This window comes from Larkinella punicea (assembly GCF_003334855.1).
In the GTDB taxonomy this organism is placed as follows: domain Bacteria; phylum Bacteroidota; class Bacteroidia; order Cytophagales; family Spirosomataceae; genus Larkinella; species Larkinella punicea.
In genome coordinates this window covers 135,528-162,409 of sequence record NZ_QOWE01000001.1, presented here as the reverse complement: position 1 = coordinate 162,409, position 26,882 = coordinate 135,528, and the positions used below count along the sequence as shown (strand labels likewise).

At 51.8% G+C, this 26,882-nt stretch carries 16 protein-coding genes and 1 pseudogene; 14 read left to right on the top strand and 3 right to left on the bottom strand.

The annotated features are described in order from the left end of the window. The first annotated feature begins 421 nt into the window (after positions 1-421). The 4 genes and pseudogenes from DUE52_RS32705 to DUE52_RS00550 all read left to right on the top strand — a co-directional run bounded on the left by DUE52_RS32705 (position 422) and on the right by DUE52_RS00550 (position 2,757). Positions 422-1,252 (top strand): annotated as a pseudogene (locus tag DUE52_RS32705) (IS1 family transposase). Further along, positions 1,249-1,734, top strand: coding sequence for a hypothetical protein (locus DUE52_RS00560; RefSeq protein WP_114403995.1), 486 nt, complete (start codon positions 1,249-1,251; stop codon positions 1,732-1,734). The pseudogene DUE52_RS32705 and the gene DUE52_RS00560 overlap by 4 nt, the downstream one beginning before the upstream one ends. A gap of 91 nt (positions 1,735-1,825) precedes the next feature. Beyond that, positions 1,826-2,131: a hypothetical protein gene (locus DUE52_RS00555; RefSeq protein ID WP_133299733.1), complete on the top strand. Its 306-nt coding sequence runs from the start codon at positions 1,826-1,828 to the stop codon at positions 2,129-2,131. After that, positions 2,128-2,757 carry a hypothetical protein gene (locus DUE52_RS00550; RefSeq protein ID WP_114403993.1) on the top strand — a complete coding sequence of 210 codons (630 nt, stop codon included), beginning with the start codon at positions 2,128-2,130 and terminating at the stop codon, positions 2,755-2,757. The genes DUE52_RS00555 and DUE52_RS00550 overlap by 4 nt, the downstream gene beginning before the upstream one ends. Positions 2,758-2,813: 56 nt before the next feature. Here DUE52_RS00550 and DUE52_RS00545 read toward each other — a convergent pair whose 3' ends face one another. Further along, positions 2,814-3,272, bottom strand: a complete 459-nt coding sequence (locus DUE52_RS00545) for a DUF1569 domain-containing protein (RefSeq protein ID WP_114403992.1) — start codon at positions 3,270-3,272, stop codon at positions 2,814-2,816. A 117-nt stretch (positions 3,273-3,389) separates the two neighbouring features. Continuing rightward, entirely contained in the window at positions 3,390-5,162 is a 1,773-nt protein-coding gene (locus DUE52_RS00540; protein ID WP_114403991.1) for an SWIM zinc finger family protein, read from the bottom strand. A gap of 83 nt (positions 5,163-5,245) precedes the next feature. On the opposite strand from DUE52_RS00540, the gene DUE52_RS00535 reads away from it, so the two are divergent. From DUE52_RS00535 to DUE52_RS00495, 9 genes are all read left to right on the top strand, one after another. Continuing rightward, positions 5,246-7,105 carry a PQQ-dependent sugar dehydrogenase gene (locus tag DUE52_RS00535; RefSeq protein ID WP_229312017.1) on the top strand — a complete coding sequence of 620 codons (1,860 nt, stop codon included), beginning with the start codon at positions 5,246-5,248 and terminating at the stop codon, positions 7,103-7,105. Between the two features lie 326 nt (positions 7,106-7,431). After that, a complete protein-coding gene (locus DUE52_RS00530; RefSeq protein ID WP_114403990.1) occupies positions 7,432-8,100 on the top strand; it encodes an RNA polymerase sigma-70 factor in 669 nt (222 codons plus the stop codon). A 33-nt stretch (positions 8,101-8,133) separates the two neighbouring features. Further along, positions 8,134-9,216, top strand: a complete 1,083-nt coding sequence (locus DUE52_RS00525; protein ID WP_114403989.1) for a FecR family protein — start codon at positions 8,134-8,136, stop codon at positions 9,214-9,216. 218 nt (positions 9,217-9,434) lie between these two features. Then, positions 9,435-12,776 (top strand): TonB-dependent receptor, encoded by a 3,342-nt coding sequence (locus DUE52_RS00520; protein ID WP_114403988.1) that lies wholly within the window; start codon positions 9,435-9,437, stop codon positions 12,774-12,776. Between the two features lie 78 nt (positions 12,777-12,854). After that, a complete protein-coding gene (locus DUE52_RS00515; protein WP_374755885.1) occupies positions 12,855-14,678 on the top strand; it encodes a RagB/SusD family nutrient uptake outer membrane protein in 1,824 nt (607 codons plus the stop codon). Positions 14,679-14,797: 119 nt separating this feature from the next. After that, positions 14,798-17,188 (top strand): GH92 family glycosyl hydrolase, encoded by a 2,391-nt coding sequence (locus DUE52_RS00510; protein WP_114403986.1) that lies wholly within the window; start codon positions 14,798-14,800, stop codon positions 17,186-17,188. Between the two features lie 55 nt (positions 17,189-17,243). Beyond that, entirely contained in the window at positions 17,244-19,283 is a 2,040-nt protein-coding gene (locus DUE52_RS00505; protein WP_114403985.1) for an NPCBM/NEW2 domain-containing protein, read from the top strand. Between the two features lie 97 nt (positions 19,284-19,380). Next, complete coding sequence (locus DUE52_RS00500) at positions 19,381-21,387, top strand: NPCBM/NEW2 domain-containing protein (protein WP_114403984.1); 2,007 nt, start codon at positions 19,381-19,383, stop codon at positions 21,385-21,387. Between the two features lie 97 nt (positions 21,388-21,484). Further along, the gene (locus DUE52_RS00495; RefSeq protein WP_229312016.1) at positions 21,485-22,954 is read left to right on the top strand and encodes a sulfatase family protein; all 1,470 of its coding nucleotides are present in this window, start codon (positions 21,485-21,487) and stop codon (positions 22,952-22,954) included. Positions 22,955-22,959: 5 nt separating this feature from the next. Here DUE52_RS00495 and DUE52_RS00490 read toward each other — a convergent pair whose 3' ends face one another. Beyond that, positions 22,960-24,654 (bottom strand): sensor histidine kinase, encoded by a 1,695-nt coding sequence (locus DUE52_RS00490; protein ID WP_114403982.1) that lies wholly within the window; start codon positions 24,652-24,654, stop codon positions 22,960-22,962. A gap of 366 nt (positions 24,655-25,020) precedes the next feature. Between DUE52_RS00490 and DUE52_RS00485 the strand changes: the two genes are divergently transcribed. After that, positions 25,021-26,808, top strand: coding sequence for a family 43 glycosylhydrolase (locus DUE52_RS00485; protein ID WP_114403981.1), 1,788 nt, complete (start codon positions 25,021-25,023; stop codon positions 26,806-26,808). Positions 26,809-26,882 lie beyond the last annotated feature (74 nt).

Genomic DNA, 26,882 nt, shown 5'->3' with positions numbered 1-26,882 from the left:
AGAAGCGTGGGTTAATCAGAATCGGCAACGACCGTCCATGTCGTCACCAACGTAAACGTCGCTAGGCGACGGGGGCTGGCAGAAGTTGGCGCTTTTGTCAGCCCTTATCTTTAGAAGAGTCCATTTTCGGCACTTTCGCTGTTACAATTCCTAATTGTTTCGCTCAAATTCCTTAAACGTAATCCCCTGACTTTCTTTACATTCAATTGCAATGCGGTCCAACTTTTGGGTTCGCTTTTTGCAATTGCCCGTTACGCTATATAGCGTTTTCTGACTGCAATAATACGACACGTTTTGTTACGAAGCAAGTGTTTATCAACAGTTTATGTCAATAAACACGTCCGTTTAATTACAATAAAACAGTTAAAATTAAACTGATTAAATGCTTGACTGACTAAGCATAATGTTGTGTGTTTACCTCATGAACAAGCTACCAATTGCCAAAAGCACCCAAATCATTCAACTCCTAGTTGAAGGCCTGAGTCTACGCGCTACCTCACGCGTTGCGGACGTTTCGATCAACACCGTTACAAAGTTACTGGTTGATGTGGGTGCGGCTTGCCAACGGTTCCACGATGTAACGGTTATTGGTGTGGATAGCTAGCGCGTTCAGTGTGACGAAATTTGGAGCTTCGTTTATGCCAAAGAAAAGAACGTAGAAAGTGCGATAGCTGCACCGGATAAAGCAGGTGACGTTTGGACTTGGATAGGCATAGAAGTGGATAGCAAGTTGATTGTTAGCTGGTTTGTGGGCAATCGTGACGCGGAATCTGCCTATGAATTCATACAGGATGTTAAAAGCCGCATCACTAACCGCCTTCAATTAACTACAGACGGATTCAAGCCATCTTTAACGGCGGTTGAAGCGACGTTTGAAGGTGATATTGACTTCGCTCAACTGGTCAAGATTTACGGTTCAGCACAGGGAGGAAATGACAAGCGGTATAGTTCAGTAGAATACGCCGGGGCGAAAAAGACTATTATCGACGGTCGCCCGGATGAAGCGCATATTTCTACTTCCTACGTTGAACGTCAAAAACTGACGATGCGAATGCACATGCGACGGTTTATGCGGCTGACTAACGGCTTTTCAAAGAAGGTTGAAAACCATTGCCATGCGATTGCACTGCATTTTGTATATTACAACTTCTGCAAGGTACATAAGACCTTACGCGTCACCCCAGCAATGGAAGCACAGTTGGCAACCCGACTAATGACGATTCAGCAATTAGTTGAACTGACGGACAAATGACCGAATCTGAACAGATAAATCAAATTTTGCAGGACATTATTGATGGCGAATATATAGCCATTACCGGCAACAGCACTGAATTGTATCGTAGTGCTTACCGTAAAATGAAAGCCTACGGGCTTATTGTGCCACGAGAAAAAACTTATGACATAACTCAGATAGGAATTGAAGTCCACGAAGCAGGTGGCTTTGATAATTGGGTAGCCGCCAACAAGAAAAGAGAGAACGAGATACACCAAGCTACTCTTGATACAGCAAAAGCAACGGTTGATGCTGCCAAATCCGCAAAGGAATCAAAGTATGCAGCCTACGTTTCGGCAGTCGCAGCAATAATTGCTTTTTTACTACCCCCGCTGTTGACAAAAGACTCAATAGATACAAAGACTGACTCAACAATCAACGCAATGCGAGTAAGAATTGATACGCTGGAAACCAGCAAAAAAAGAAATTATTCCCAAACTGAGACATTACCGCCCAGATGAATAATAGGGTGTTTTGAAAGTCAACGATCAGTTCAAATGTAAGGCACTGCGCTAGATGACGCTCCGAAGTCACTCAGAAATAGCCTTGAATTTGAAAACTACGGTTATTCCTGTATTTTTAAACAGAAAAAGCAAGCCCATGAGTACAGAGCGCAGAACCCGGTCCGACAAGAAGATAGGCACGATTGAAAAAGAATTGGGCATCCCGCTCTATGGGGCAAATGGCCGGAAGATCCGGAAGGACAAAACATTGGGCGAGGCCCGTAAGCAACAACAAGCCGAACTGACGCCTGATCAGAAGCTAGCGGCTAAAATACAGGTAAAAGGGCATCCTAAAGTGAAATCTTCGGAGGTCAACAAGATCCGGAAGGCTGTCAAGACGATCAAGAAGAAATGACCGAGCCGAGTTCTTATCTGGATAACGTTTTTATCAATTGTCCCTTTGACGAAACCTACCAACCTCTTTTCCGGGCCATCACGTTTACGATTCACGACTGCGGTTTCACGGCCCGCTGTGCATTGGAAGAAGACAGTACGGGCGACGTTCGCATCCAGAAGATTATCAAGTTAATTGACGAGTGCCGGTACGGTATTCACGACATCTCAAAAGCAGACCTCGATCAACGTTCGCAGCTCGCCCGGTTTAACATGCCTTTAGAACTGGGAATTTTTATTGGTGCTCATCACTTTGCTCCTCCGAAAAGCTACAATCGGAACAAGCGGTACGTTGTGATGGACGTCGAACAATACCGCTATCAACGATTCATTTCAGATCTGAGCGGGCAGGATATTAAAGCACATAATTTAGAAATTGATCAGGTAATCCGTCACGTAAGAGATTTTTTGTCAACGAGTTCCCGCCGTCGGTTGCCCGGTGCGGCATTTTTTGCTGACCGTTATGAATCATTTGAAAATGACCTGTCTGCGATTTGCCAGGCTTCCCGCTTAGACGAAGAACGACTGACTTTCCTGGACTATGTTGCTTGTGTTATTGGTTGGATTGAGGAGAATAAAAATGGCTAGTTAACATTCCTGAACTTTCACGTTGCTATGCTCTCTTTGACATTTGAGACAGCAACTCACACCCCAAACTGCCCCAAATGATGATCCAGGTGCTTATAAAACATCGTATTCCATTCGTCTTTACTCAGGTTGCCGAAGGAGTGTGATTCCTTGTTGTCAAAATGGTTTTCGCCCAGTTGCTGCGTTTTGGAGAGGTAAGCGATCAGCCGGTTTCGTTCGGCTTCAAAATCCCGGGCGTCTTTGATGAGAAAAGCGGGAGCGGTTTGCGAATTGCGTTGGTAGGGTGCCGGACCGGTGACGGCTTTCTTGACGAAGGTCTTGAGGATGAACTTCATCAGAAAATTGGGCCTGGGATGCTGGTTTTCGTACGTCATTTCATACGTGACGTTGCAATGCGCCAGCATCTGGGCGACGGTCATTTTACCCCACAGAGGTTGGGTGTCCGGTTTTAGTTGGTTGATGCGTTGAACTACTTTTTCTGAAACGGCGGTGGTGAAAATGTTCGGGAACGTCATTTTGTGGTGAGTTTTAAGTACGATTGATCCTTTCTTTCTAAAGACGATTGAGCCGTTGAAAACCGGACACAAGGTTCAACTATTTTTTGGTGGTTCAACATCCGATTCCTGTCAAACTCACTTCCCCCGCACCAGCCCCCCATTCCTTAACTCCTCGCGCAACGCGTTCAACCGGCTGTACGTCTTATACAAATGCTCGGCGTAAATCGCTACCTGCGGTTTCAGCGACTGGAAACCGTTGAGCGCCGTCAGCCAGCTCGCGATGGACACGTACGTTGCGCGGCCCCGCTGACCGTTGTCGAGGTATTGCGCGCTGCGCTCCATCACCAGATCCATGCACTCGTTGGGGTAAAACTTCGCGGTTAAGGTCAGAATCGTGTTCATCCCTTGGACATATAGCCAGTCGGCATTTTTGACCAGTTTCAAAAGCTCGGCCGGACGGTTTTCGACCTGCAGCACCTGGGCGTAAAACAACTGGTTATGGACCATCCCACTTTTACTTTTCAGACTATCGACAAACCGGTTGCGCTGGTCTTCGCTCCAGAACGTGCGCAGTTTCTGGTAATCGGCCAGACTGCCCTGCGACCGGCTGCGGTTTTCGAGCGCCTGCAAATACAGGTTCAGCGCATCGCCGGGCGTGAGCAACGGGTCGTTCAGATTTTCGAGAATAAACGCATCGAAGGTGCCGGGAAACCGTTTGGTAAGTCGTAGCAGCGCGTTGATGAGTGCCGGATGATCGCCGGAACGGTGATGATGCTGAAGCAGTTGCAAACCAATTAGGGCATCTCGCTCCGAAAATTGCTCGGCGGTTTTTACCCAGAGCACGGTGTCGCCGGTGGTGTCGGCAATGCGCAGCAGCACATACTCAACGCCCATTCGCTCCCAGTGGAAATTTTCGATGGCCCGACGCACTTCGGCGGCCATAACGCGGTCGGTCGACAGCGCCAGCATCAACGGTTCGAAGGCTTTCAGGTCGTAGTAAAGCTCCTCATCGTTGTTTTCGGCTTCGTCAAAAAAATGAACCCGTTCGCCCAGTTGATTCATCGCCCAACGCACATCCTCCGAACTGATCACCTGCTGCGAAAGTCGCTGATAGTCAGGTTCAAGTAGCCGATGCCAGACTTTTAGGGATTGACTTGGATAGTCCTCAATGGAGCTATATTCGTCGTGTGCCGGTTCAAAAGCCGCCTGCGTTCCCTCATAAACGCCGAGGTAAATCCGCATGGCATCCAGTAGCCGCCCTTGCCGAAAAGCCGTGCCCACCTGCTCGGCGTAGGGGCGTAATACGTCTTCGATCAGCGGTTCCGGGTCGGGATTTTCTTCCGAATAATAATCGTCATCGTCCATCTCCAGCGTCTCGTCATCAAACCGCAGATCCGACAGGGCTTCGAACACTTCCGTACTGACGGCCTCGACGCTGGCGGGCTCTGTGGACGGAACCGGGTTGTTTTTTAGTCCGACAAACTGCGCCAACTGAGCGCGTAAATCCGGTTGTTTGTCGAGAAGCTGGCGTAGAAAGGCGGTTTTCTGCTCGACGGTGGTTTGTTGCCAAAGCGTGTCCAGATGGACAGGCGGCAGACTATCCGTGGATGAAACCGCTTCCGCAGCGAGCTGTTTTGTGCCAAACTGGTCGAGAACGGCCAAACCCAGCGCGACACAATGCTTGCATATACCCTCGTATTCGTAACCGTATGGGCAATCGCATTCCACATCAAATTCCTTCCCCCGCAAGGTCAGGCTGACGTTGTATCGATCGGAGCCATAGACGATTGCCTCAAACGTGTTGCCCCGCTGTTTGAGTTTTTTTACGGCACCCTGCCGGTAATAGTCTTCACCCCGACCGAATACCGTACTACCGGCCAATTGGCGCAGTGCATTTTTAGTGAACATGGCTGATTGAAAAGCGACCCGCGTTTGATTTTCGCAAAGAAATGACCTAATTTTCAAACCTCCTTTGAAAATTAAATCACAGCATGAAATTACGAATGCTTTTTGCCCCTAAATCCCCTAAAGGGGACTTTATCGATCCGGATAATTCGGTGTCCAAGTCCCCTTTAGGGGATTTAGGGGTTTTTAATAGGATCGGCCTTTGGGTCTTTGTCCTGATCAATGGGTTGGGAATTGGCACCCACACCTACGCGCAAAAACCCGCCAAAAAGCCCACCGCAGCCAAACCGCCCGTCACCGCCACCACGGCATACTCCACCGACAAGGCGGTTTTGACCAAAGGCCAGCAGTTGTTCCAGCAGAATTGTACGGCCTGCCACAATTTCCTGCAAAAAGGCATCGGGCCGAATCTGGCCAGCGTGACGACGGAAGTGCCGGTGGACTGGCTCCGGAAGTTCATTCGCAACGCCCCGGAGGTGATCAACAGTGGCGACGCCCGGGCGCACGAGCTTTTTGAAGAATACAAGCAGATGATGCCGCCGTTCACGCAACTCAGCGAGGGCGACATCACCGCCCTGACGGCCTACCTTCACTCGAAACGCAAAGTGTCGACGGTCGATGTCGGCAGCGAAAACCTCGGTGCGGTGCTGAAGGACCCCATTCCGACGAAAATACCGCCCTCCGGGTTGCGGATTCAGTTGGAAGAGGTGACCACCGCCCCGGCCAGTGCCGAAAAAATACCGCTGGCCCGCATCAACAAGATGCAGGTGCTGCCCGGAACGAAAAACCGGCTGTTTCTGGAGGATCTGCGGGGAACGCTGTACGAAATGGAGGGCAATTCGCTGCGGCCGTATATGTCGATGGCGAAAGAACGCCCGAATTTCATTCACGTTCCCGGATTGGCTACCGGTTTTGGCAGCTACGCCTTCCACCCGGATTTCTACACCAACGGCCTGTTCTATACGACCCATACCGAAAAAGCCAACACCGCCCCGGCCGATTTTGCCTATCCCGACTCCATCAAGGTGACGCTGCAATGGGTGCTGACCGAGTGGAAACTGCCCGACCCGACGGCCCCGACCTTTGCTGGCACGGGCCGGGAGCTGCTGCGGCTCAACATGGTAAGCCCGATCCACGGCGTTCAGGAGATTACGTTTAACCCGATGGCAAAACCGGGCACCGCCGATTACGGCATGTTGTACATAGGCGTGGGCGATGGCGGAGCCACCGAAAACGGATTCTATTTTATCTGCAAAGACCGGAGTCGGCCTTGGGGGAAAGTGCTGCGCATCGACCCGAAAGGCACCAACAGCACGAACGGAAAGTACGGTATTCCGCCCCACAACCCATTTGCGAAGGATCCGACGGCGCTGAAAGAGATTTTTTGCCAGGGATTCCGGAATCCCAACCGGATTAGCTGGACGCCCGACGGCAAGATGCTGATTTCGGACATCGGTCAGGCGCAATCGGAAGAGCTGAACCTGGGCGTTGCCGGGGCGAATTACGGCTGGCCGGATCGCGAAGGCACCTTTGTCATCAATTATCGGGGCCGCATGGACCGGGTTTACGCCCTGCCCGCCAACGACGCGACCTTCAAGTATACGTATCCCGTCGTGCAGTATGACCACGACGAGGGCAACGCGTTCTCCGCCGGTTTTGTCTATTCTGGAACCGCCATTCCGGCCCTGACGGGAAAATACATCTTTGGCGATATTGTCAGCGGGAAGGTTTACTACGTGGAAAGCAGCCAGTTACAGCCCGGCAAACAGGCCGAAATCAAGGAGTTGAAAGTGGAAGTGGCGGGTAAAACCGCTACGTTTCAGGAATTGAGCCAGAGCAAAAAAACGGATCTGCGGTTTGGCCTGGGGCTGAATCAGGATTTCTTCATCTATACCAAAGCCGATGGCCGGGTTTATAAACTGGCCAACTGCGTACCCGATAAATAGAACGGCGGAAAAACCGTACAGAGCTATTTTTAAGATCTGATCAGTAAACGTTAGCCGGTATACGCGACAGCCTTTTCGCTGCGCTGTATACCGGCTATTTTCTTGCCATTTCTTCAGGCCTTCTTCTCTGATTTCAATCTGACGAGCCACCCAAAACCCCGAATTCAGGCTGGGAAGGAGGTGTTGAAAAATAGGAGAAAAGAAATGTTTTTTTAGTGTGGGGTAAAATAACAAAACTTTGTCTTTGAATTAGAATATTTTTCCGGCGTGGTAGGCACAACGTCAACCATTCTGTACAACTTGCGCAGCGTGTATTCTCTGACCCGATGAACCCTGAAGAGCAGCCTTTAGAAGAGTATCACGCCGACCGAACCGGGCCACGGATTTCGAAAGAACCGGAAGAACCCCGGGTGATTTCTGACGAGTATTTTATTCAGAATTATTTCGCTTCGTCTCCCCAAAAAGGGTTTGAGTTGCTTTTCAGAAAGTACTACACCAATTTATGCAACCACGCCATTCGGTATGTGTATTCGAAAGAAATAGCGGAAGACGTTGTTGCGGAAGTATTCACGAATTTCTGGAATAATAAGGTGTATGAAACCATCGCCATTTCGTACCGTTCCTACTTATATACTTCCGTCAAAAACCGCTCCTACAACTACATAAAACAGGAGTTAAACCGGAATGAAAACCTGGATACCAGTGATGAGGACGCGGATTATTTTAAATCCATTGCGGTATTGCAGCCGGACGAAATCCTGCATTTCCATGAACTAAGCCGAAAGCTGGAAGTAGCCATTCAACACCTGCCCAAACAATCCAGAAAAGCGTTTCAGCTAAACCGGCTGGAAGGTAAGAAATATGCGGAAGTCGCTTCCGAAATGGAATTGTCGGTTAGCGCGGTAGAACGCTTGATCAGCAGAGCGTTATCCCGGATCAGAGAGGAGCTGAAACACGAGTACTTACTCAGTTTATTTCTGCTGTTTATTCTCTAAGTCAGTGAGTAATACGGTCCAAATCCCGCCATTATGGAATCTTCATTAATAAAGAAAATCGTATTTGATTATTTTGATCATAAGTGTACCTCGATTCAACGGAAACTGATTGAAGAGTGGCTTGCTGATAAAAATAATCTTGATCTGTTTCACCAATATCTGGATGAATGGGAGTCACAACATCCCCAGTATAATTTTGATCCGGACCGGGGATTGGAAAAAGTATACCGATCCATTCAGGCACCGGAAACCGGACAAAAAATAAGTGTAGTTCAGGCCAAACCATTCCGGTTAAATTCACTTTTCAAATGGCTTTCCGTGGCTTCCATTGTTTTAGTGCTGGGTTGGATAGGCTGGACTAAATACGCAAAGTCTCCTGCCATTACTTACCGAACGCTCATCAATACAGTGAAGGAAGGAACGGGCGAAATTTACGAAAAAGAGAACCTGACCAATGGCCCTATTCTGGTAAACTTACCCGACAAAAGCTCCGTCATTCTACAGCCCCAAAGCCGGATTAGTTATTCGCCGAAGCTATTTAATAATCGGAAACGGGAAATAGTTCTGGTTGGTGAAGCTTTTTTTGAAGTACAGAAAAATCCCGAAAAACCCTTTTTTGTGTACACAAGAGGGTTGATTACCAAAGTGTTAGGGACCAGTTTTCTGGTAAAAACGCAGGCCGAATTTTCGGAAGTCGTGGTAAAAACCGGGAAAGTCGAGGTGTTTCTGCATAGCGATAAAAACAAGGAGAAGAAAATGACCAGCAACCAACTGGAGGGTCTGGTTTTAAAAGAAGATGAACGCATCAATACGGACCCGAATCAGCATTCCTTAAACAAACCGCTGACGGTCGATAAAACCAACCTGAAACTCCCCATACAAAGCCTGAGCTTTAATTTCGATGAGACGGCGGCTATTACCGTTATCGAGACGTTAAACAAGGCCTATCATGCGAACATCGTTTATGATAGCACCCGCTTGTCTTCCTGCAAACTGACTGCTCATTTGTCGGACGAACCTTTATTGCAAAAAATTGAATTGATCTGCATTGCGCTTGAAGCCAGTTACGTCGAAAACGACGGTCGGATACTGATCAAGTCGAACGGATGTAAATAAACCGGTTTCTAGAATGTTGAGACTTTCGTTTTTGCCCCTAAATCCCCTAAAGGGGACTTGGACACAGCTTAACCCAGATGCTAGAAGTCCCCTTTAGGGGATTTAGGGGCAAAAACGAAAGTATAAAAAATTAACAGACGTAAGTCCTAAATGTGTAAGTGTTTGCAAAAGTAATTACCACTGCCTCCCATTATTCCTAACCCTTAACCCCTAATTTTATGAACATAGCGCTACGAAATTGCAAACAAGGCATGGGCTTTCTGCCTGCTTTTGTTTGCCAGCTATTTCTTTCGGTTCTCTTCATGGGGCCATTGTTTGCATACAGAGCCGATTCGCAGGAAGTACTGAAAAAACGGATTAGCCTGAAAATCGAAAATCAATCCGTCAAAAAGGTATTGATTGAGATCGAGAAAAATGCCGAAGTGCGGTTTATTTATAATCCCAATTTGTTAAAATCAGCGCACAAGGTTAATCTAACGATTAACAATTTACCACTTGGCGATGTGCTGACCAGCGTCCTCGAACCGCTTCAATTGGGCTACCGGATTTTGGGGAAACAGATTGTTCTCAATCGGGTTGAAGTAAAACCCGTAGCAACGCCGGAAAACGAGGCCAGTCTACAGCCCATGCTGCCCCTGGATGTATCCGTTAAGGGCCTGATTAAAGATGACAAAAACGAGGCCATTGTCGGGGCCAGCATCATCATCAAAGGCCTGAATAAAGGTACGACCACCGACGCGGAAGGCCGGTTTTCGCTGTCGGTTCCCAACGAGGATGCGGTATTGATCGTCAGTTTCATCGGGTATGAATCACAGGAACTGGCCGTTGGGAAACGGACGGTTTTCGATGTGGTTTTAAAGGCGGATCTAAAGCAACTGGAAGAAATCGTGGTGGTTGGCTACGGCGAAATCAAGAAGACCGACCTGACCGGTGCGGTGGCCTCCGTGCAAACGCGGGACATTGTCCGGGCCAATCCGGTGATGGCTTCCAAAGCGATTCAGGGGCAGGTCGCAGGCGCAACCGTCACCAAATCAAGCAACAAACCGGGGGCGGGCTACAACATCACCATTCGGGGCGAAAACACCATCAACAACTCCACCGAACCCCTGGTGGTGATTGACGGGCTGATGGGTGGCAATCTCAACAACCTCAACCCCAACGACATCCAGTCGATGGACATCCTGAAAGATGCATCGTCGACCGCCATTTACGGGGCGCGGGGGGCCAACGGCGTCATCATCGTCACGACGAAAAAAGGGATTTCCGGCAAACCGCGCGTCAGTTACGACAGCTACGTGGGCGTAAAAATGCCCGCCCACATTCCTGAGCTGATGTCGAGCGAGCAGTTCTACAAAGCGACCTACACCGACCGGGTGCTGGAAGGTGCCACAGGGGCTACATTCACAGCCGCCGAAATGGCGAACATCAAGGCGGGAAAAACCGCTGACTGGGTGGATTTGATTACCGACCCGGCCCTGCAAATGAGCCAGAACATCAGCGTGGCGGGTGGAAATGACAAGACAACCTACCGGTTTTCAGGTGGTTATCTGAACGAAAATGGCAATGTGCTCCATACGGGCTACAAACGCTACAACCTGAACGCCGGTCTGGACAGCAAGTTGGGGAACCGCTTCAAGGTGGGGTTTACTTCCTACCTGACCTACAGCAACCAGAACGTGGGGTCGCAGGAGTCGCTGCGGGGAGCGTATCGGGCGCGTCCGACGGGAACCCCCTACTTTAGCGACCTCGCCAACCCGTCCGAAAACGGCGATTTCAATGTCGACGGGTATGCGTTCTGGATGGGAATCAACGACAAGCAGGTGCCCAATCCGCTGGCGGACGTCGACCCCAAAACCTCGAAACTGCAGACCACCACAATGTCGGTGATGAGCAACGGCTACGTTGAGTTTACCCCCATCAAAGGGCTCAGTTTCCGCTCGTCGCTTTCGGCTTCGTATAACACCGACCGGATTGGCGATTTCCGGGGGCAGTGGTCCAAATCGCAGATTGGGTCCAAACCCCGGGCGCAGTATGACAACCGGACGCAGGGAAACTACACCCTGGACAACATTATCACGTATAACCTGGATCTGGGCAAGCATAAATTTGGCGTAACGGGTTTGCAAAGCGCCTTTTACCAGCGCAACGAAGCCTATCAGATTGCCGCCAAAGACCTGCCCTACAATTCAGACTGGTATGCCCTGAATACCGGAACCGTGACGGGCATCAACAGTTCGCTGGTCGAGCGTTCGTTGTTGTCGTTCATGGGGCGCGTCAACTATTCCTACAATGACAAGTATCTGTTGACGGTAACGGGTCGTTCAGACGGTGCTTCGCAGCTTTCGGAAGGCAACAAATGGGCCTTTTTTCCGTCGGTGGCCCTGGCCTGGCGGATGGGTGACGAACCGTTTATCAGCAACCTCAACGTGTTTTCGAACCTCAAACTGCGCCTGAGCTACGGGCAGGTGGGCAACTCGACGGTGAGTCCCTACAGCACGCAGGCCGGTTTGCTCAACACCGGGTATGACTTTGACGGCACGGCGGCTTACGGTTTCGCGCCTTCCAACCTGGCCAACAAGGATCTGAAGTGGGAGCGGAGTACGGAATACAACCTGGGGCTGGACTTCGGGTTCTTTAAAAACCGCATTTCGGCTTCGCTGGAATTGTACAACCGGAAAACCGCCGATCTGATTCTGAATCAGAAGATTCCGACCGTAACCGGGTTTTCACAGGTCATTGCCAACGTCGGGCAGATCGAGAACAAAGGCGTGGAACTGACACTCAATACCGTCAACATCGCCCGCAACGATTTTAGCTGGAACAGCACGTTTGCGTTCACCCGCAACCGGAATAAACTGCTGCAACTGTACGGCGACGGCCAGACCGTCGATAAAGGCAACAAGCTGTTTGTCGGCTACCCGATCCGGTCGAATTTCGATTACGAGTTCGATGGCATCTGGCAAACCGCCCAGCAGGAGCAGGCGACCAAATACAAGCAGGTGCCCGGCTCGGTACGCGTGGTCGATCAAAACAACGACGGCGTTATTTCCTCAACCGATGCCATCGACGACCGCGTGGTGCTGGGAACACAGTTGCCAAACTGGATTTTGGGCATCACCAACCGTTTCAAATACAAAAACCTGGACCTGTCCTTTTTCGTCTACTACCGGGATGGCGTTCAATATTACAACAGTTCCCTGTCGGGCACCTTCGGCGAAATCAGCGGCACCCGCTACAATAAACTGGCCTCGCTGGACTACTGGCGAAGCGACAATCCGTCGAACACCTATTTTGGCGTAGTCGCGGCCAATCCGTACCGAAACGCCATCAACTATCAGGATGCCAGCTTTTTGCGGATTTCGGACATTACGGTAGGCTACACCTTGCCGAAAGGCGTGATGAATTCCTGGAAACTGGCCAATGCCCGCCTGTATGCGCAGGTTATGAATCCGTTTGTGTTTACCAAATTCACGGGATTTGACCCTGAATTTAACTCGGCGATTTACCAGGATGATGTGCCGTCGATGACGTATACCGTAGGTGTCAATATCAGTTTCTAACCCCGAAATCAACGCGTAATTCCCATGAGACCTTTCCTCTCGATCCGATATACGGCCCTGTCCCTTGCCTTCCTTGGCATGGTGGCTTCCGGCTGCAAAGACGAATTTTTGGTTGAAAAACCGGTTACCACCCTGACCACCGACGTATACTACAAAACGGAAGCCGGTTTCGAAGATCTGGTTCGGTCCTGTTATTCCCTGTTGCGGAATATCCACCAGAACCGGACGCTGGTTTTGAACGGCACCGATATTTTTTCGCAGAGCGGTTTCGGCGACCCCAAATTTGCCACGCCGGCCGTCACGGGCGGTCCGCTGGAGCAATATGACGTGCGCCTGAATGCCACGCTGGCGGAATTGCAAAGCCTCTGGACGCTCCTGTATGCCGAAGTGGCCCGAACCAACACGGCCATTAGCCGGGCCGAAGGCATCACGACGATGGCGACTGCACTGAAGGACACGCGGGTTTCGGAAGCGAAATTCCTGCGGGCGTTGTCCTATTTCTATCTGGTTCAGCAGTGGGGCGATGTGCCGATGCCGCTGACCGAATCGCTGAGCCCGAGCAAAGAAGCCATTCGGGTGCCTTCGGCGGAGATATACAAACAGATTATTGATGATTTGCTCGATGCGGAAGCCAAATTGCCGGTGACCGCTTCCAACTACGGAAGGATCACCAAAGGGGCCGCTCAGTTTTTGCTGGCCCGGGTGTATCTGACGAGGGGCTGGAACTTCAAGAGTTCGTTGGGTGGGAGCAATGCCGATTTTGATCTGGCGCTGCAATACGCCGATAAAGTGATTGAAGCCTATCCACTGGCGACGGCCTACACCCAACTGTTCCCGGTTCATTCCGAAAATCCGCTGAAACAGTACACCGGCGCTCAGAACGACAAGAATCCGGAAATTGTGTTTGCCGTGCAATACAATTCGGATGTGCTGACCAACAAAACCGACCCGGCTTTTGCCGTGGATGCGGCTGGTGGCAACAACCTGCATTCGGTTTTTGGCGGTGGTGGTGAAGGCTATCCGGGCACGAAAGGCCGTACGTCGGACTATAACCGGCACCAACCTTTTCACATTACCAATCCGGCCATGTACCGGTTGTTCGATCCGGAAAATGATTCGCGATACGATCATAATTTTGTGGAAGTGGGCTATGCCTTATTGCCGGTCACCGGTTTCAAACCCTTGCCGGTCGTTAATCCGAATCTGAGAGTTGACATCAAAGCGGGCGATACCGTCGTGTATTTCCGGCCCTGGAACAAACCGGCCACCTCGTTGAATGAACGCGGCATCGATTTGGGCGGCAAGAAGAATTATTCGGTGGTGAATCTGGATGAGTTTAGCGGAGGATACGGTTTTGTGAACGGCAGTGCGGTTAGCGTGAGCGGTTTTCCGTCGGACCAGCCGATGATGTGGAAGTTCTGGCAGCCCGGTATTGCCTACGGTGATGCATTTGGCACCTTCAACGAAGCGGTTTTCCGCTCGGCGGAAGCCTATCTGATTGCGGCCGAAGCGCTGGTGAAAGGGGCAAAAAACGGAAAACTGGGCGGTGCTGAAGTCTATTACAACAAAGTGCTGGACCGGGCGCTGGTGAAAAAAGGGACCGATCCGCTGTGTGCCAAAGATCCGGGCAATGTAAAATCGCTGGAAGCGGTGTCGTACCGCGCCACGGCGGCCAACATCTCGGTCGACCTGATTCTGGACGAACGCGCCCGCGAACTCATGGGCGAATATTCCCGGTGGTTCGATCTGAAACGAACCGGCAAACTGGTCGAACGGGTGAAAAAATACAATCCCTGGGCGGCCAAAAGCAACACCATCAAAGACATTCACTATTTGCGACCCATTCCGCAGGGCGAGATTGACCTGTCGTTTCCGGCCATGAAACAGAACGAAGGCTACTAATCGATAACCCAATGCCAAAAAAGGGGAGCGGTTTTGCGTTCCCCTTTATAACCAGAGGATAGTCGTGTAGATTTGTCATCGGACACAACTTGCTCTACACGCATAAGATTCACCTCAACATGTTTAAATCCCCCTTCTATAGTCTCCTGTTTCTGCTTGTTCTTGAAATCGGAACAACGCCTTCTTGGGCGCAGACAGAACCCCCAAAACCGGTCGATCTGGTGAATCCGCTGGTGGATGCGGCCAACTCCCGCTGGTTCTTTTTTAATTCGGCTAGCCGACCGTTCGGCATGGTCAATTTGAGCCCCGACAATGCCGTCAACGCCGACTGGAACGCGGGCTACCGGTTTCACCTCGACAGCATCAAGTGTTTCAGCCACATCCACGGCTGGCAGTTGTCGGGCATTCCGGTGATGCCCACGACGGGAGAATTTAAAGGGCATTTGGGCGCGGGGCAGTACGGTTCGCCGTTTTCGCACGCCAGCGAAGTCATCAAAGCCGGTTATCATAAAGTGGTGCTGGATCGTTACAAAATTACCGCCGAACTAACCTCGACCACCCGGGTCGGTTTTCACCAATACACCTTTCCGGCCTCGGCCCAAAGCCACATTCTGTTTGATTTTTCGACGTTTCTGGGGCCATCCGATACGCAGAAAGGATACGTGAAAAAGGTTAGCAATCAGGAGATTGAAGGCTACGCGATCATGGCTCCGACCATTCGCCGGCCCAAAACGCTGACGGTATTTTTCGTGGCGGTTTTTGACAAACCGTTTGAGTCCTTCAAGGGCTGGCGAAACGGCACACTGGAAACGCCCGGCGACCTGATCGAGGGCGAACGCACGGGAGCCTACCTCAGTTTCAAAACCGGGGCGGGTGACGTCCGGAAAATGAAAGTGGCGATTTCGTACGTCAGCGAAGCACAGGCCCGGTTGAACCTGACGGCCGAACTGCCGCATTGGGATTTTGAAAAAACCGTGCAGGAAAGCCGCACCGACTGGAACAACTGGCTGAGCCGGATCGAGGTGCAGGGCGGCACCGAAACCGAACGCAGCCGGTTTTACACGGATTTGTGGCACGCGCTGCAGGGACGACGGATCATTTCGGACGTTAACGGGAAATACAGTGACATGACCGGTCCCGAACGGCGCATCAAACAGATTCCGCTGGATGCCAACGGGAAACCCCGATTCAATCACCACAATTTCGATTCGATGTGGGGAGCGCAGTGGTCGCTCAACACGCTCTGGCACCTGGTTTACCCCGAAGTGACGGAATCGTTCGTGAATTCGATGCTGCTGATGTACGACGATGGTGGGCTGATTCCGCGCGGACCGGCGGGCGGCAACTACACCTATGTGATGACAGGCGCTTCGTCTACTCCCTTCATTGTCAGCGCGTATCTGAAAGGAATCAAAGGTTTCGACCACCAGAAAGCCTACGAAGGTTTGCGGAAAAACCACTTCCCCGGCGGTATGATGAGCAAGGCGGGGTATGAGCACAACACCTTCAAAGGGGGCGGTCTTGAATTTTACCTGGAACGAGGGTATGTGCCGCACCCGATGGGCAAAACCCGCTATGGTTTTCATCAGGACGGTTCGACCCAAACGCTGGAATACGCCTATCAGGATTACACGCTGGCGCAGATGGCGCAGAAACTGGGCAAAACCGACGATTACAGCCTGTTTATGAAGCGGGCGGAAAATTATAAGAACATCTGGAACCCCGAACTGGGCTGGATGTGGAACCGGACGCTGGACGGGAAGTGGGGTGAACCCGCCGATATTTTGCGGTATGACAACGGCTGGGAAGAAGGCAATGCGGCCCAATACACCTGGTTTGTGCCGCACGATGTGCAGGGCCTGATCAACCTGATGGGCGGTCGGGAAGCCTTTACGGCCAAGTTGAACAGTTCGTTTGAGAAAGCCGAAAAACACGATTTCGTGTCGGGCAAATCGCACGACAAAGAGACGCTGGAAGAGTTGCGCCGGGTGTTTATCAACTACGGCAATCAGCCCTGCATGCAGACGCCTTTTCTGTTCAATTACGCCGGTTCGCCCTGGCTGACCCAGCACTGGACGCGGCAGATCATCGAGAAAGTCTACAGCGGTATTTCACCTGATTTCGGCTACAGTGGCGACGAAGATCAGGGCTTGATGGGCAGTTTGTCGGTTTTGCTGAAAACCGGTTTGTTTTCGACCAACGGTGGCACGACGCCCGAGCCATTTTACGAAATCAGTAGCCCGCTTTTCAACAAAATCACGATTCACCTTAACCCCCGGTATTACAAGGGAAAGCAGTTTGTGATTGAAGCAAAAGACAACTCGCCCCGGAACCTCTACATCCAGTCGGCACAGGTGAACGGCAAAGCCCTCGACCAGCCGTGGGTGACGCACGAAACCGTTGTCAACGGCGGAACCCTGCGGCTGCAAATGGGTGGAAAACCGAATAAAGCGTGGGGCAGTAAACCGGAGCAGGCACCGGTGTCGATGTCGTCAAAATCCGAAAAATGAAAATGCTGAAAATACCGGTCAGGAAGGCCAAAGGGGTAGTAAAAACGAAGGATCAATGAGCGTGACGAAGCGATTCTGGCTGCTCGTGGTCTGGGGATTTAGTTGTGTTACAGCCACGAACGCCCAGAAAACCAGCGCAATCTGGCTGGACGATTTACCCATCAAATCCTTTTCGGAAGGCATTCCGGCGGTGTTGCCCAAAACGACGGCGGCTGGTGATTCCATCGTCATGCGCGGACAGTATTTTAACCGGGGCGTCGGTGTGAATGCGACCAGCATTCTGGCGTTTTTTCTGGACGGAAAAGCGACGGAAATTACCGCAACCGTGGGCGTTGACGACAAGGGAATTAAAGAACTGCCGCATACTTTTTACGTGATCGGCGACCGGAAAATTCTGTTCGACAGCGGTGAAATGCGGCTCGGCGACGTGCCCAAAAACGTCACGGTGAAGCTGAACGGGATCAAACGGCTGGGGCTTCTGGTGAAGGTCGATGACGCGGGGCGGACGAAACTGTATTCCAACTGGGCCAATGCCCGTCTGGTCATGCTGGCGGGTCACCGTCCTGAAAACATTCCCAATTCGGATGAAAAGTACATTTTGACCCCGGCTCCGGCCCCATCACCCCGAATCAATTCGGCAGCGGTTTTTGGAGCCAGGCCCGGTAATCCATTTCTGTATACCATCGCGGCAACGGGCGAACGACCGATGCGGTTTTCGGCCAAAGGACTACCAACGGGGCTTTTGCTGGACGAAAAGACGGGAATTATCACAGGCAAAGTGTCGCTGCCCGGAACGTATCCCGTGACCATCCGCGCCAAAAATGCACACGGCGAAGCGACGAAACTATTGAAAATAAAGATTGGCGATACGATTGCGCTGACGCCCCCGATTGGCTGGAACGGCTGGAATTCCTGGGCCCGAAACATCGATCAGGAGAAAGTAGTGGCCTCCGCTGATGCGATGGTGAAAATGGGATTGAGCCAGCATGGCTGGACCTACATCAACATCGACGACGCCTGGCAGGGCAAGCGCGGAGGAAAATTCAACGCCATTCAGCCCAACGAAAAGTTTCCGAAATTCCGGGAAATGGTGGACTATATTCACGGTTTGGGGCTGAAAGTGGGCGTATACTCGACGCCGATGATTACGAGTTACGCGGGTTACATCGGCGGTTCTTCCGATTTGGAAAACGGCGATTTTCCCGATTCGATTCAGGCCAACAAGCGCGCATTCCGTTACGTCGGGAAATACCGGTTTGAAACCCAGGACGCCCGGCAACTGGCCGCGTGGGGAATCGATTACCTCAAATACGACTGGCGGATTGACGTACCGTCTGCCGAGCGAATGTCGGCAGCCCTCAAGCAGTCGGGCCGGGATATTTTTTACAGCATTTCCAATTCGGCCCCGTTTGCGAATGTTAACGACTGGGTTCGATTAACGAATAGTTACCGCACCGGTCCCGACATCCGGGATAGCTGGAACAGCCTCTATGTTTCGGCCTTTACGCTCGACAAGTGGGCACCCTACGGCGGCCCCGGCCACTGGAACGACCCCGACATGATGATTCTGGGCAATGTCACCACCGGAACGCAGCTTCACCCCACGCGCCTGACGCCCGACGAACAATACAGCCACGTGAGTTTATTCAGTCTGCTGGCGGCTCCGTTGCTCATCGGTTGCCCGATTGAACAGCTCGATGCGTTTACATTGAATTTGCTGACCAACGACGAAGTGATCGAAATTGACCAGGACCCGCTGGGGAAATCGGCCCGGCTGGTTTTGACTGAAAATGGTGTGCAAATCTGGCTCAAACCGCTGGAAGACGGTTCGTTTGCCGTCGGGCTGTTCAACGTCGGCGACTTTGGCAAAACCCCCGAATCGTATTTTCGCTGGGGTGATGAAACGGCCAAACCGTATACATTTGATCTGGCGAAAGCAGGATTAAAAGGCAATTACCGGCTGCGCGATGTGTGGCGGCAAAAGGATCTGGGTGTGTTTGAAAGGACATTCAAAACCGAGATTCGGCATCACGGGGTGGTTTTGCTCCGGTTGTTTCCGTACACCCCTAAATCCGTAACGACGGCCCGGCCCTAAAGGGGACTTTTAGCATCTGGCTCAACCGTGTCCAAGTCCCCTTTAGGGGAACGGGGCAAAAAGTGAAAGCTCTAAATACACCACAAACATGCCTACAATGTCAAAGTCGTTTACGGTTTTATGTCTGTTTATCGCAACCGCAACGTATGCGCAAAAGACAAGTACGGTTTGGCTGGATGATCTGCTGATTCAAACGTTTTCCGAAGGCATTCGTCCGGTGACGGCGAAACGAAATTACAGCAACGATTCGATGCGGATCAACCGGACGTATTTCAGCCGGGGCGTGGGTGCGCAAAGCGTTAGCGTGCTGACGTTTTACCTGAATAAAAATGCCACGCGGTTCAGTGCCGTGATTGGAGCCGATGACCTGGGCAATACAGAAATACCGGTCAAATTCTACGTCGTCGGCGACCGGAAAATCCTTTTTGAAAGCCGGGCAATGAAGGTGGGCGACGCTCCCCAGAACGTGACGGTGGACCTGACGGGGATCGAACGACTGGGCCTGTTGATCACCGATCCGGTCGGGGGTTCCAACAACAAACGGACCTACGCCAACTGGGCCAATGCGCAGTTGATCATGAAGGGGGAAAACCGACCCGAACACCTTCCCAACGCAGACGAAAAATACATTCTGACGCCCAAACCGGGCGAAAAACCCCGGATCAATTCTGCAAAAATTGTAGGGGCCACACCCGGAAATCCGTTTCTGTACACGATTGCGACGACCGGAAAACGTCCGATGCTTTTTTCGGCCACGGGTTTGCCCACCGGGCTGGAACTGGATCGAAAAACCGGCATCATTACGGGAAAAGTTAGCCAGCGCGGCACGTATAAAACCACGCTGAAAGCCAAAAATGCATTGGGCGAAGCGATCCGGCACGTAACGATCCGGATCGGCGATACGATTGCGCTGACGCCACCCATTGGTTGGAACGGCTGGAATTCGTGGGAAACGCGGATTGACCGGGAAAAGGTTATTGCATCGGCCGACGCGATGGTCAAAATGGGGCTGATCAACCACGGCTGGACCTACATCAACATCGACGATGCCTGGCAGGGCGTCCGGGCTGGGCCACTGAACGCCCTGCAGCCCAACGAAAAGTTTCCGGATTTCAAGGAAATGGTGGATTACATTCACGCGCTGGGCTTGAAAGCGGGGCTGTATTCGACGCCTTATATTTCCAGTTACGGCGGTTATGTTGGGGCTTCCTCCGATTTTGCAAAGGGCGGAGAATCGCATGAGTCGATCATGGTAAACCGACGCGCGTTTAATCACATCGCCCCCTATCGGTTTGAAACCGAAGACGCCCGGCAGATGGCCGAATGGGGCATTGATTTCCTGAAATACGACTGGCGAATCGATGTGAACTCGACCGAACGAATGTCGACAGCGCTGCGGCAATCGGGCCGGGATATTGTGTTCAGTTTGTCCAACTCGGCCCCGTTTGCCAACGTGACCGACTGGATGCGGTTATCGAATATGTATCGGACCGGCCCCGATATTCGGGATAGCTGGACGAGCCTGTACCAACTGGCGTTTACGCTCGACAAGTGGGCACCCTACAACGGCCCCGGCCACTGGAACGACCCCGACATGATGATTTTGGGCAATGTATCCACGGGTCCTGAACTTCATCCGACCCGCTTGACACCCGACGAGCAATACAGCCACGTGAGTCTATTTAGCTTACTGTCAGCGCCCTTGCTGATTGGTTGCCCCATCGAGCAACTGGACGTATTTACGCTAAATTTACTAACCAACGATGAGGTCATTGAAATCAATCAGGACCCGCTGGGGAAATCGGCCCGGTTGGTTTCGACTGAAAATGGCGTACAAATCTGGCTCAAACCGCTGGAAGACGGCTCGTTTGCGGTAGGCCTGTTCAACGTTGCGGAGTATGGCAAAACCCCCGAATCGTATTTTCGCTGGGGTAATGAGACGGCTAAAACCTTTACATTTGACCTGGCTAAAGCGGGACTGAAAAGTAACTACCGGCTGCGCGATGTGTGGCGGCAAAAGGATCTTGGTGTGTTTGAAAGGACATTTAAAACCGACATCCGGCATCATGGAGTGGCCCTGCTCAGGCTGTTTCCGGTTCGGTAAAATTAATCCGTGTTCCCATCCCTTAAGCATTTAGAAAATGATCAGATTTTTCAGTTTAGGCGTATTAATTTGTGGGATGGCCGGTTTTTTAATCGGCATGAATCCATCACAACCCGACAAAAAACAGCCGCCCAACATCGTCTACATTCTGGCGGATGATCTGGGGTATGGCGACGTGTCGGTGTATAATCCGGAAGGGCAGATCAAGACGCCCCATATCGACAAACTGGCGTCGGAGGGCATGCGGTTTACGGATGCGCATTCGCCCTCATCGGTTTGCACGCCCACGCGCTACGGTTTGCTGACCGGTCGCTATCCCTGGCGGAGCCGTCTGCCGGTCGGGGTGTTGCGGGGGTACAGCCGGACGCTGATCGAAGCCGATCGCCCAACGGTGGCTTCGTTGTTGAAAAGCCAGGGGTATCAAACGGCGGTTGTTGGCAAATGGCATTTGGGGCTGGATTGGGAAGTGCAAAAAGGCCGTGAAGCGGTTTTGACGGCGGAAGGATACGGGATCAAAACCGAGATGAATCCCGGTGATATTGATTTTTCGCGGGAACCGGCGCAGGGGCCGAAAACCGTCGGCTTCGACTATTCCTACATCCTGCCTGCTTCGCTCGATATGCCGCCCTATTGTTACCTTGAAAACCAGAAGCTCACCGACTTGCCGACGGGTTACACCGACGGTAATAAGCTGGAAACTGGCTATACCGGCCCGTTCTGGCGCGAAGGCAAGAAGGCTCCCTCATTCGATTTCTATGGCGTACTGCCCACGTTTGTGTCTAAAGCTGTGGATTTTCTGAAAAAGCAATCGACGCAAAAACCGTTCTTTCTGTATCTTCCACTGGCTGCTCCGCACACGCCCTGGGTGCCAACTGGCGACTATACCGGGAAGTCGAAAGCCGGGGAATACGGCGATTTTGTTCAGCAGGTCGATGCCGCCGTCGGAGAGGTTCTGCGAACCCTGGCCGAATCGGGACTTGCTGACAATACGATCGTTATGTTTGCGAGCGATAACGGCCCTTACTGGCGGGAAAATTTTGTGAAGCAGTTCAACCACAAAGCGGCTGGTGGATTCCGGGGCATGAAAGGCGACGCGTTTGAAGGTGGCCACCGCATTCCGTTTATCGTTCGCTGGCCGGGCCACGTAAAACCGGGAACGACCAGTGCGGCAACCACGACTTTAACCAACCTGATGGCGACCTGTAATGACGTGCTTGGACTGAAAAACCGTACTGCCATGCCCGAAGACAGCTACAGCATTTTGCCCGTGTTGCTGGGAAAAACCAGCCAGGTTGCCGATCAACCCGCCGTGGTGCACAGTTCATCCATCGGTTTTTTTGCGATTCGAAAAGGCGACTGGAAACTGATCGAAGGGCTGGGTTCGGGCGGTTTTACGGAACCCAGACAGATCAAAGCTCCGGAGCAGGGGCCTAAAGGGCAGCTTTACAATCTGGCAACGGATGGTGCGGAGACCACTGACCTTTACCAGCAGAATCCCGAAAAAGTGCGGGAGTTAACGGACTTGCTGGTCAAAATCCGGCAAAGCAAAACGCGGGTTTCGCGTTGAGGAGTTCATTTGGCCGGAACAGACACCGCCACACTTTGGGGCAGAAATACCGTAAATGTGGCTCCCTGACCGGGTTGCGACTGGGCCGCGATGGTGCCGCCGTGCATTTCGGCCACTTTCTTGCAAATGGTCAGGCCGATGCCCGTGCCGGCATATAAGTCTTTGCCGTGCAGCCGTTGGAAAAGCTGGAAAATCCGGTTGTGATACCGTTCGTCGAAACCGATGCCGTTGTCTTCCACGCTGATGGCCAGGTACGACGGTTCCCGTTGCCGCATTGGAACCGGAATGTCGAAAATGGTAACGTCCCGGGCGGAAATCCGTACCTGTGGAGGGCGATCGGGTGCGATGAATTTCAGGGCATTCGAGAGGAGGTTCTGGAACAGTTGCCGCAGTTGCAGCGGATTGCCGTAGATAGTGGGCAAAAAGTCAACAAAAACCTGCGTCTTTTTTTCACGAATGGTTAGTTCCAAATCGCCTAACACCTCTTGGATCAGCGCATTGAGGTCGACCTGTCGAAAGGGCTGGTGGTGGGTGTTTAGCCGCGAATAGGCCAAAATATCCTTGATCAGAACGTGCATGCGTTCGGCTGCGTGGTGCATCCGCTGAATCAAATCCTGGGCCGTTGGGTTTAGCTCATTGGCAAACTGTTCGACGAGCAGCGTTCCAAAGGACTGAATTTTCCGTAACGGTTCCTGCAAATCATGGGAAGCAATGTAGGCAAATTCGGCCAGTTCCTGGTTGCTGCGGTTTAGTTCGCCAATGTTCAGTTTCAGTTCGTGCTGGTATTGTTCCAGTTTCTGCTTGGTTTCGGTCAGTTCGCGGTTGTCCTGCAGGGTTCGTTCCACCATTCTCTGGGCCTGAATATCCACCAGAAAACCGCTCCAGTATACCACTTCCTTCTTCTCATCCAGCAGCGCGGTGGCGGTCATCCGGTGCCAGACGTAAGCACCAGTTTCGGCATTCCGGATTCGGATTTCGATCTGGAACGCGTGGTCGACCGAAGCGGTTTCGGCCCATTTTTCCCACCACACGGCTGCGTCATCTTCATACAGAACCGTCTCCCATTTCGTTTTATTCAACTGGGCCACCGATTCGCCGGTGTATTTTCGCAACCATTCGTTGGCATACAGGAGTTTGCCTTTTGCCGTGGCCGTAAAAATCATGAGCGGCAACGAATCGCTCAGCACCTGATACTGCCGTTCCGACGTGCGAAGCCGCTCGGCCAGTTCCTGTAGCTGGTTATTTTTTCGTTTGATTTCATCGGCTACCAGTTCGGTCGGCTCGGTGTTGAAGTGGTGCTTCCAAAGGGCCACGTTGGTTTCATTGACGCACTGATCGGCTAAAACCGGAATACTGAGCCGTACTTCCGATCCTTTTTCGGATTTGGAAATCTGAACCTCGTCTACCAGGCGGCTGGCCACCTCGATCCGTTCATTTTTTTGTCCGGTAATCGGAATGCGGCTGTCAATGATTTTGGCCATAATCCGGGCTCTGGAGCCGTTTGGGGTCACAATCCCGAGCGTTAGAGACACATCACTGCCATGTTGGAGGGCATCGCGGGAAACTTCCAGAACCGCCGTTGCAAAAGTCGTTTGGACCACCAGCGAAAGCCCCGCCAGTTCGCCCAGTTTCAACGTGCGTTTATGCGCAAGAATTAGATCCTGCTCATCATCCAGCGAAACTTTAGTGAGTTCGTACATAACAGAAACAGGGTATGCGCTACGGCTGTCAGGAGATGATGGTTCACCCACCGTAGTCTTTCTAAAAGACAGTTGCCGAAAAAATATCCTCTTATGAATCGGAGGAAATAAGTTGATAATCCCGAAAAAACCGCTGAGCCGACGCTCTGGTCAACGTATTTTTTATGTCTATTAAAACCGCTAAGTTGCTGATTTTGTTTAAAGTAAATCCGGGTAAATGATCCGATTGGCATGTAACGCAAACAGGTGTTTTTTTGAAAACTATTTTCCAGCATCCCGAAATCGAAACGATTTTTTGTCCCGTACTTACAAGTGGAGAAAAGGCGTCTACTGGCGGGTGAATTGGTTATCGAAAACAGGAGAGTTATGAAAAAAAACGTTTTGAAAAAGGTCTTGCAGCTTTCTCTTCTTTTGTTCGCCGGAGCCTCCGGCCTGGCTCAGCAACGAACCTACTGCAACCCGATGGACATCAGTTACCGGTATAATTTTGAGCAGTTGAACGAACGGATTTCGTACCGTTCCGGGGCCGATCCCGTCATTATCAACCACAAAGTGGGCAACAAACCGGGCGAGTTCTTTCTGTTCGTCACCATTTCCGGGGGCTGGTGGAAATCAAAGGATCTGGTCAGTTGGCAATACGTTGTGCCTGATAAATGGCCGATGGAAGACATGTGCGCACCGGCGGCCCTGTCGGTGCGCGATACGCTGTTTCTGTTCCAGTCGACGTTCGAGCAACGCCCCATTTTTTATTCGACCGAACCCGAAAAAGGCAAGCTCAAGTTCTACAACCGCTGGCTACCGCGCCTGCCCAAAGACATTGGCCCCTGGGACCCGGCTCTCTTCCACGATCCGGATACCGACAAGTGGTTTATGTATTGGGGTTCTTCGAACGTTTACCCCATTTTTGGCGCCGAACTCGACCACCGCCGTCGGCTGACCTACATGAACCCGGAACCGTCGAAAGCCTACCAGCCCATGCTCTGGCTCGACCCCTGGCAACACGGCTGGGAGCGTTTCGGCCCGAACCATTCCGACCCCATCAAACCGTTTACGGAAGGAGCCTGGATGACCAAACACAACGGCAAATATTACCTGCAATACGGAGCGCCCGGAACCGAATACAACGTGTACGCCAACGGCACCTACGTCGGCAAAGATCCGCTGGGGCCGTTTGAATACGCGCCCTACAATCCCATTGCCTACAAACCGGGGGGCTACGCCACCGGCACCGGCCACGGAAACACCTTTCAGGACAATTTTGGTAACTACTGGAATACTGGCACCACCTGGCTGGGTATTGTCTGGGGTATGGAACGACGGATTGTGATGCACCCCGCCGGTTTTGACAAAGACGACCAGCTTTACGCCAACACTCGGTTTGGGGACTTTCCGCACCATCTTTCCACCCAAAAATGGGAAGATAGCAATGCGCTCTTTACGGGCTGGATGTTGCTGAATTACAAAAAACCGGTCACGGCTTCCTCGACACTGGATACCCTGCGCGCGGAATTGACGGTGGACGAAAACCCCCGGACGTTCTGGGTGCCGACCCAAAACAAACCCGGCGAAACCCTGACCACCGACCTCGGCGCCGACCACGACATTCGGGCGGTGCAGGTCAATTATGTTGATTACAAAAACACCATTTTCGACAGTGATTCAACGGTTTATACCCAGTTTCGGCTATATGCGTCGAAAGATGGAAAGAAGTGGGACAAAATTGCCGATCTGACGTCGGAGCCCAAACGCGACCGCGCCTGTGCGTATGTGGAACTGCCCCGTCCGGTGCGCGGGCGGTATGTGCGGTATGAACACGTCTACACGGCGGGTCCCTACGTGGCCATCAACGGTTTTCGGGTTTTTGGAAACGGGTTGGGGAAAGCCCCGGCGACGCCCGTAAAACTATCGGCTATCCGGCAGAAAGACCAGCGAAATGCCGATATTGTCTGGGAGAAAGTGCCCGGCGCGGTGGGCTACAACATTCTGTGGGGCATTGCCAGAGACAAGCTGTACCAGACCTATCAAATCTGGGATGATCAACCGAATAAACTGGAGTTGAGGGCGTTGAATGTGGGTGTGCCGTATTATTTCGCCATCGAGTCGTTCAATGAAAACGGCGTATCAACGGTCAGTGAGGTCATTGGTCCCCGGTAAAAAAGAAATACGAAATCTTCAGGTTCATGTCCCTGTTTTCGAACATTGATTCGTTCATAATTCACGCCGGAACG

Excerpts from the sequence above, each read along its gene's own strand:
- DUE52_RS00520 (WP_114403988.1), top strand. The coding sequence starts at position 9,435 with ATGAACATAGCGCTACGAAATTGCAAACAAGGCATGGGCTTTCTGCCT.
- DUE52_RS00515 (WP_374755885.1), top strand. The coding sequence starts at position 12,855 with ATGGTGGCTTCCGGCTGCAAAGACGAATTTTTGGTTGAAAAACCGGTT.
- DUE52_RS00500 (WP_114403984.1), top strand. The coding sequence starts at position 19,381 with ATGTCAAAGTCGTTTACGGTTTTATGTCTGTTTATCGCAACCGCAACG.
- DUE52_RS00495 (WP_229312016.1), top strand. The coding sequence starts at position 21,485 with ATGAATCCATCACAACCCGACAAAAAACAGCCGCCCAACATCGTCTAC.
- DUE52_RS00525 (WP_114403989.1), top strand. The coding sequence starts at position 8,134 with ATGGAATCTTCATTAATAAAGAAAATCGTATTTGATTATTTTGATCAT.
- DUE52_RS00510 (WP_114403986.1), top strand. The coding sequence starts at position 14,798 with ATGTTTAAATCCCCCTTCTATAGTCTCCTGTTTCTGCTTGTTCTTGAA.
- DUE52_RS00540 (WP_114403991.1), bottom strand. The coding sequence starts at position 5,162 with ATGTTCACTAAAAATGCACTGCGCCAATTGGCCGGTAGTACGGTATTC.
- DUE52_RS00550 (WP_114403993.1), top strand. The coding sequence starts at position 2,128 with ATGACCGAGCCGAGTTCTTATCTGGATAACGTTTTTATCAATTGTCCC.
- DUE52_RS00485 (WP_114403981.1), top strand. The coding sequence starts at position 25,021 with ATGAAAAAAAACGTTTTGAAAAAGGTCTTGCAGCTTTCTCTTCTTTTG.
- DUE52_RS00505 (WP_114403985.1), top strand. The coding sequence starts at position 17,244 with ATGAGCGTGACGAAGCGATTCTGGCTGCTCGTGGTCTGGGGATTTAGT.
- DUE52_RS00490 (WP_114403982.1), bottom strand. The coding sequence starts at position 24,654 with ATGTACGAACTCACTAAAGTTTCGCTGGATGATGAGCAGGATCTAATT.
- DUE52_RS00535 (WP_229312017.1), top strand. The coding sequence starts at position 5,246 with ATGAAATTACGAATGCTTTTTGCCCCTAAATCCCCTAAAGGGGACTTT.
- DUE52_RS00545 (WP_114403992.1), bottom strand. The coding sequence starts at position 3,272 with ATGACGTTCCCGAACATTTTCACCACCGCCGTTTCAGAAAAAGTAGTT.
- DUE52_RS00530 (WP_114403990.1), top strand. The coding sequence starts at position 7,432 with ATGAACCCTGAAGAGCAGCCTTTAGAAGAGTATCACGCCGACCGAACC.
- DUE52_RS00560 (WP_114403995.1), top strand. The coding sequence starts at position 1,249 with ATGACCGAATCTGAACAGATAAATCAAATTTTGCAGGACATTATTGAT.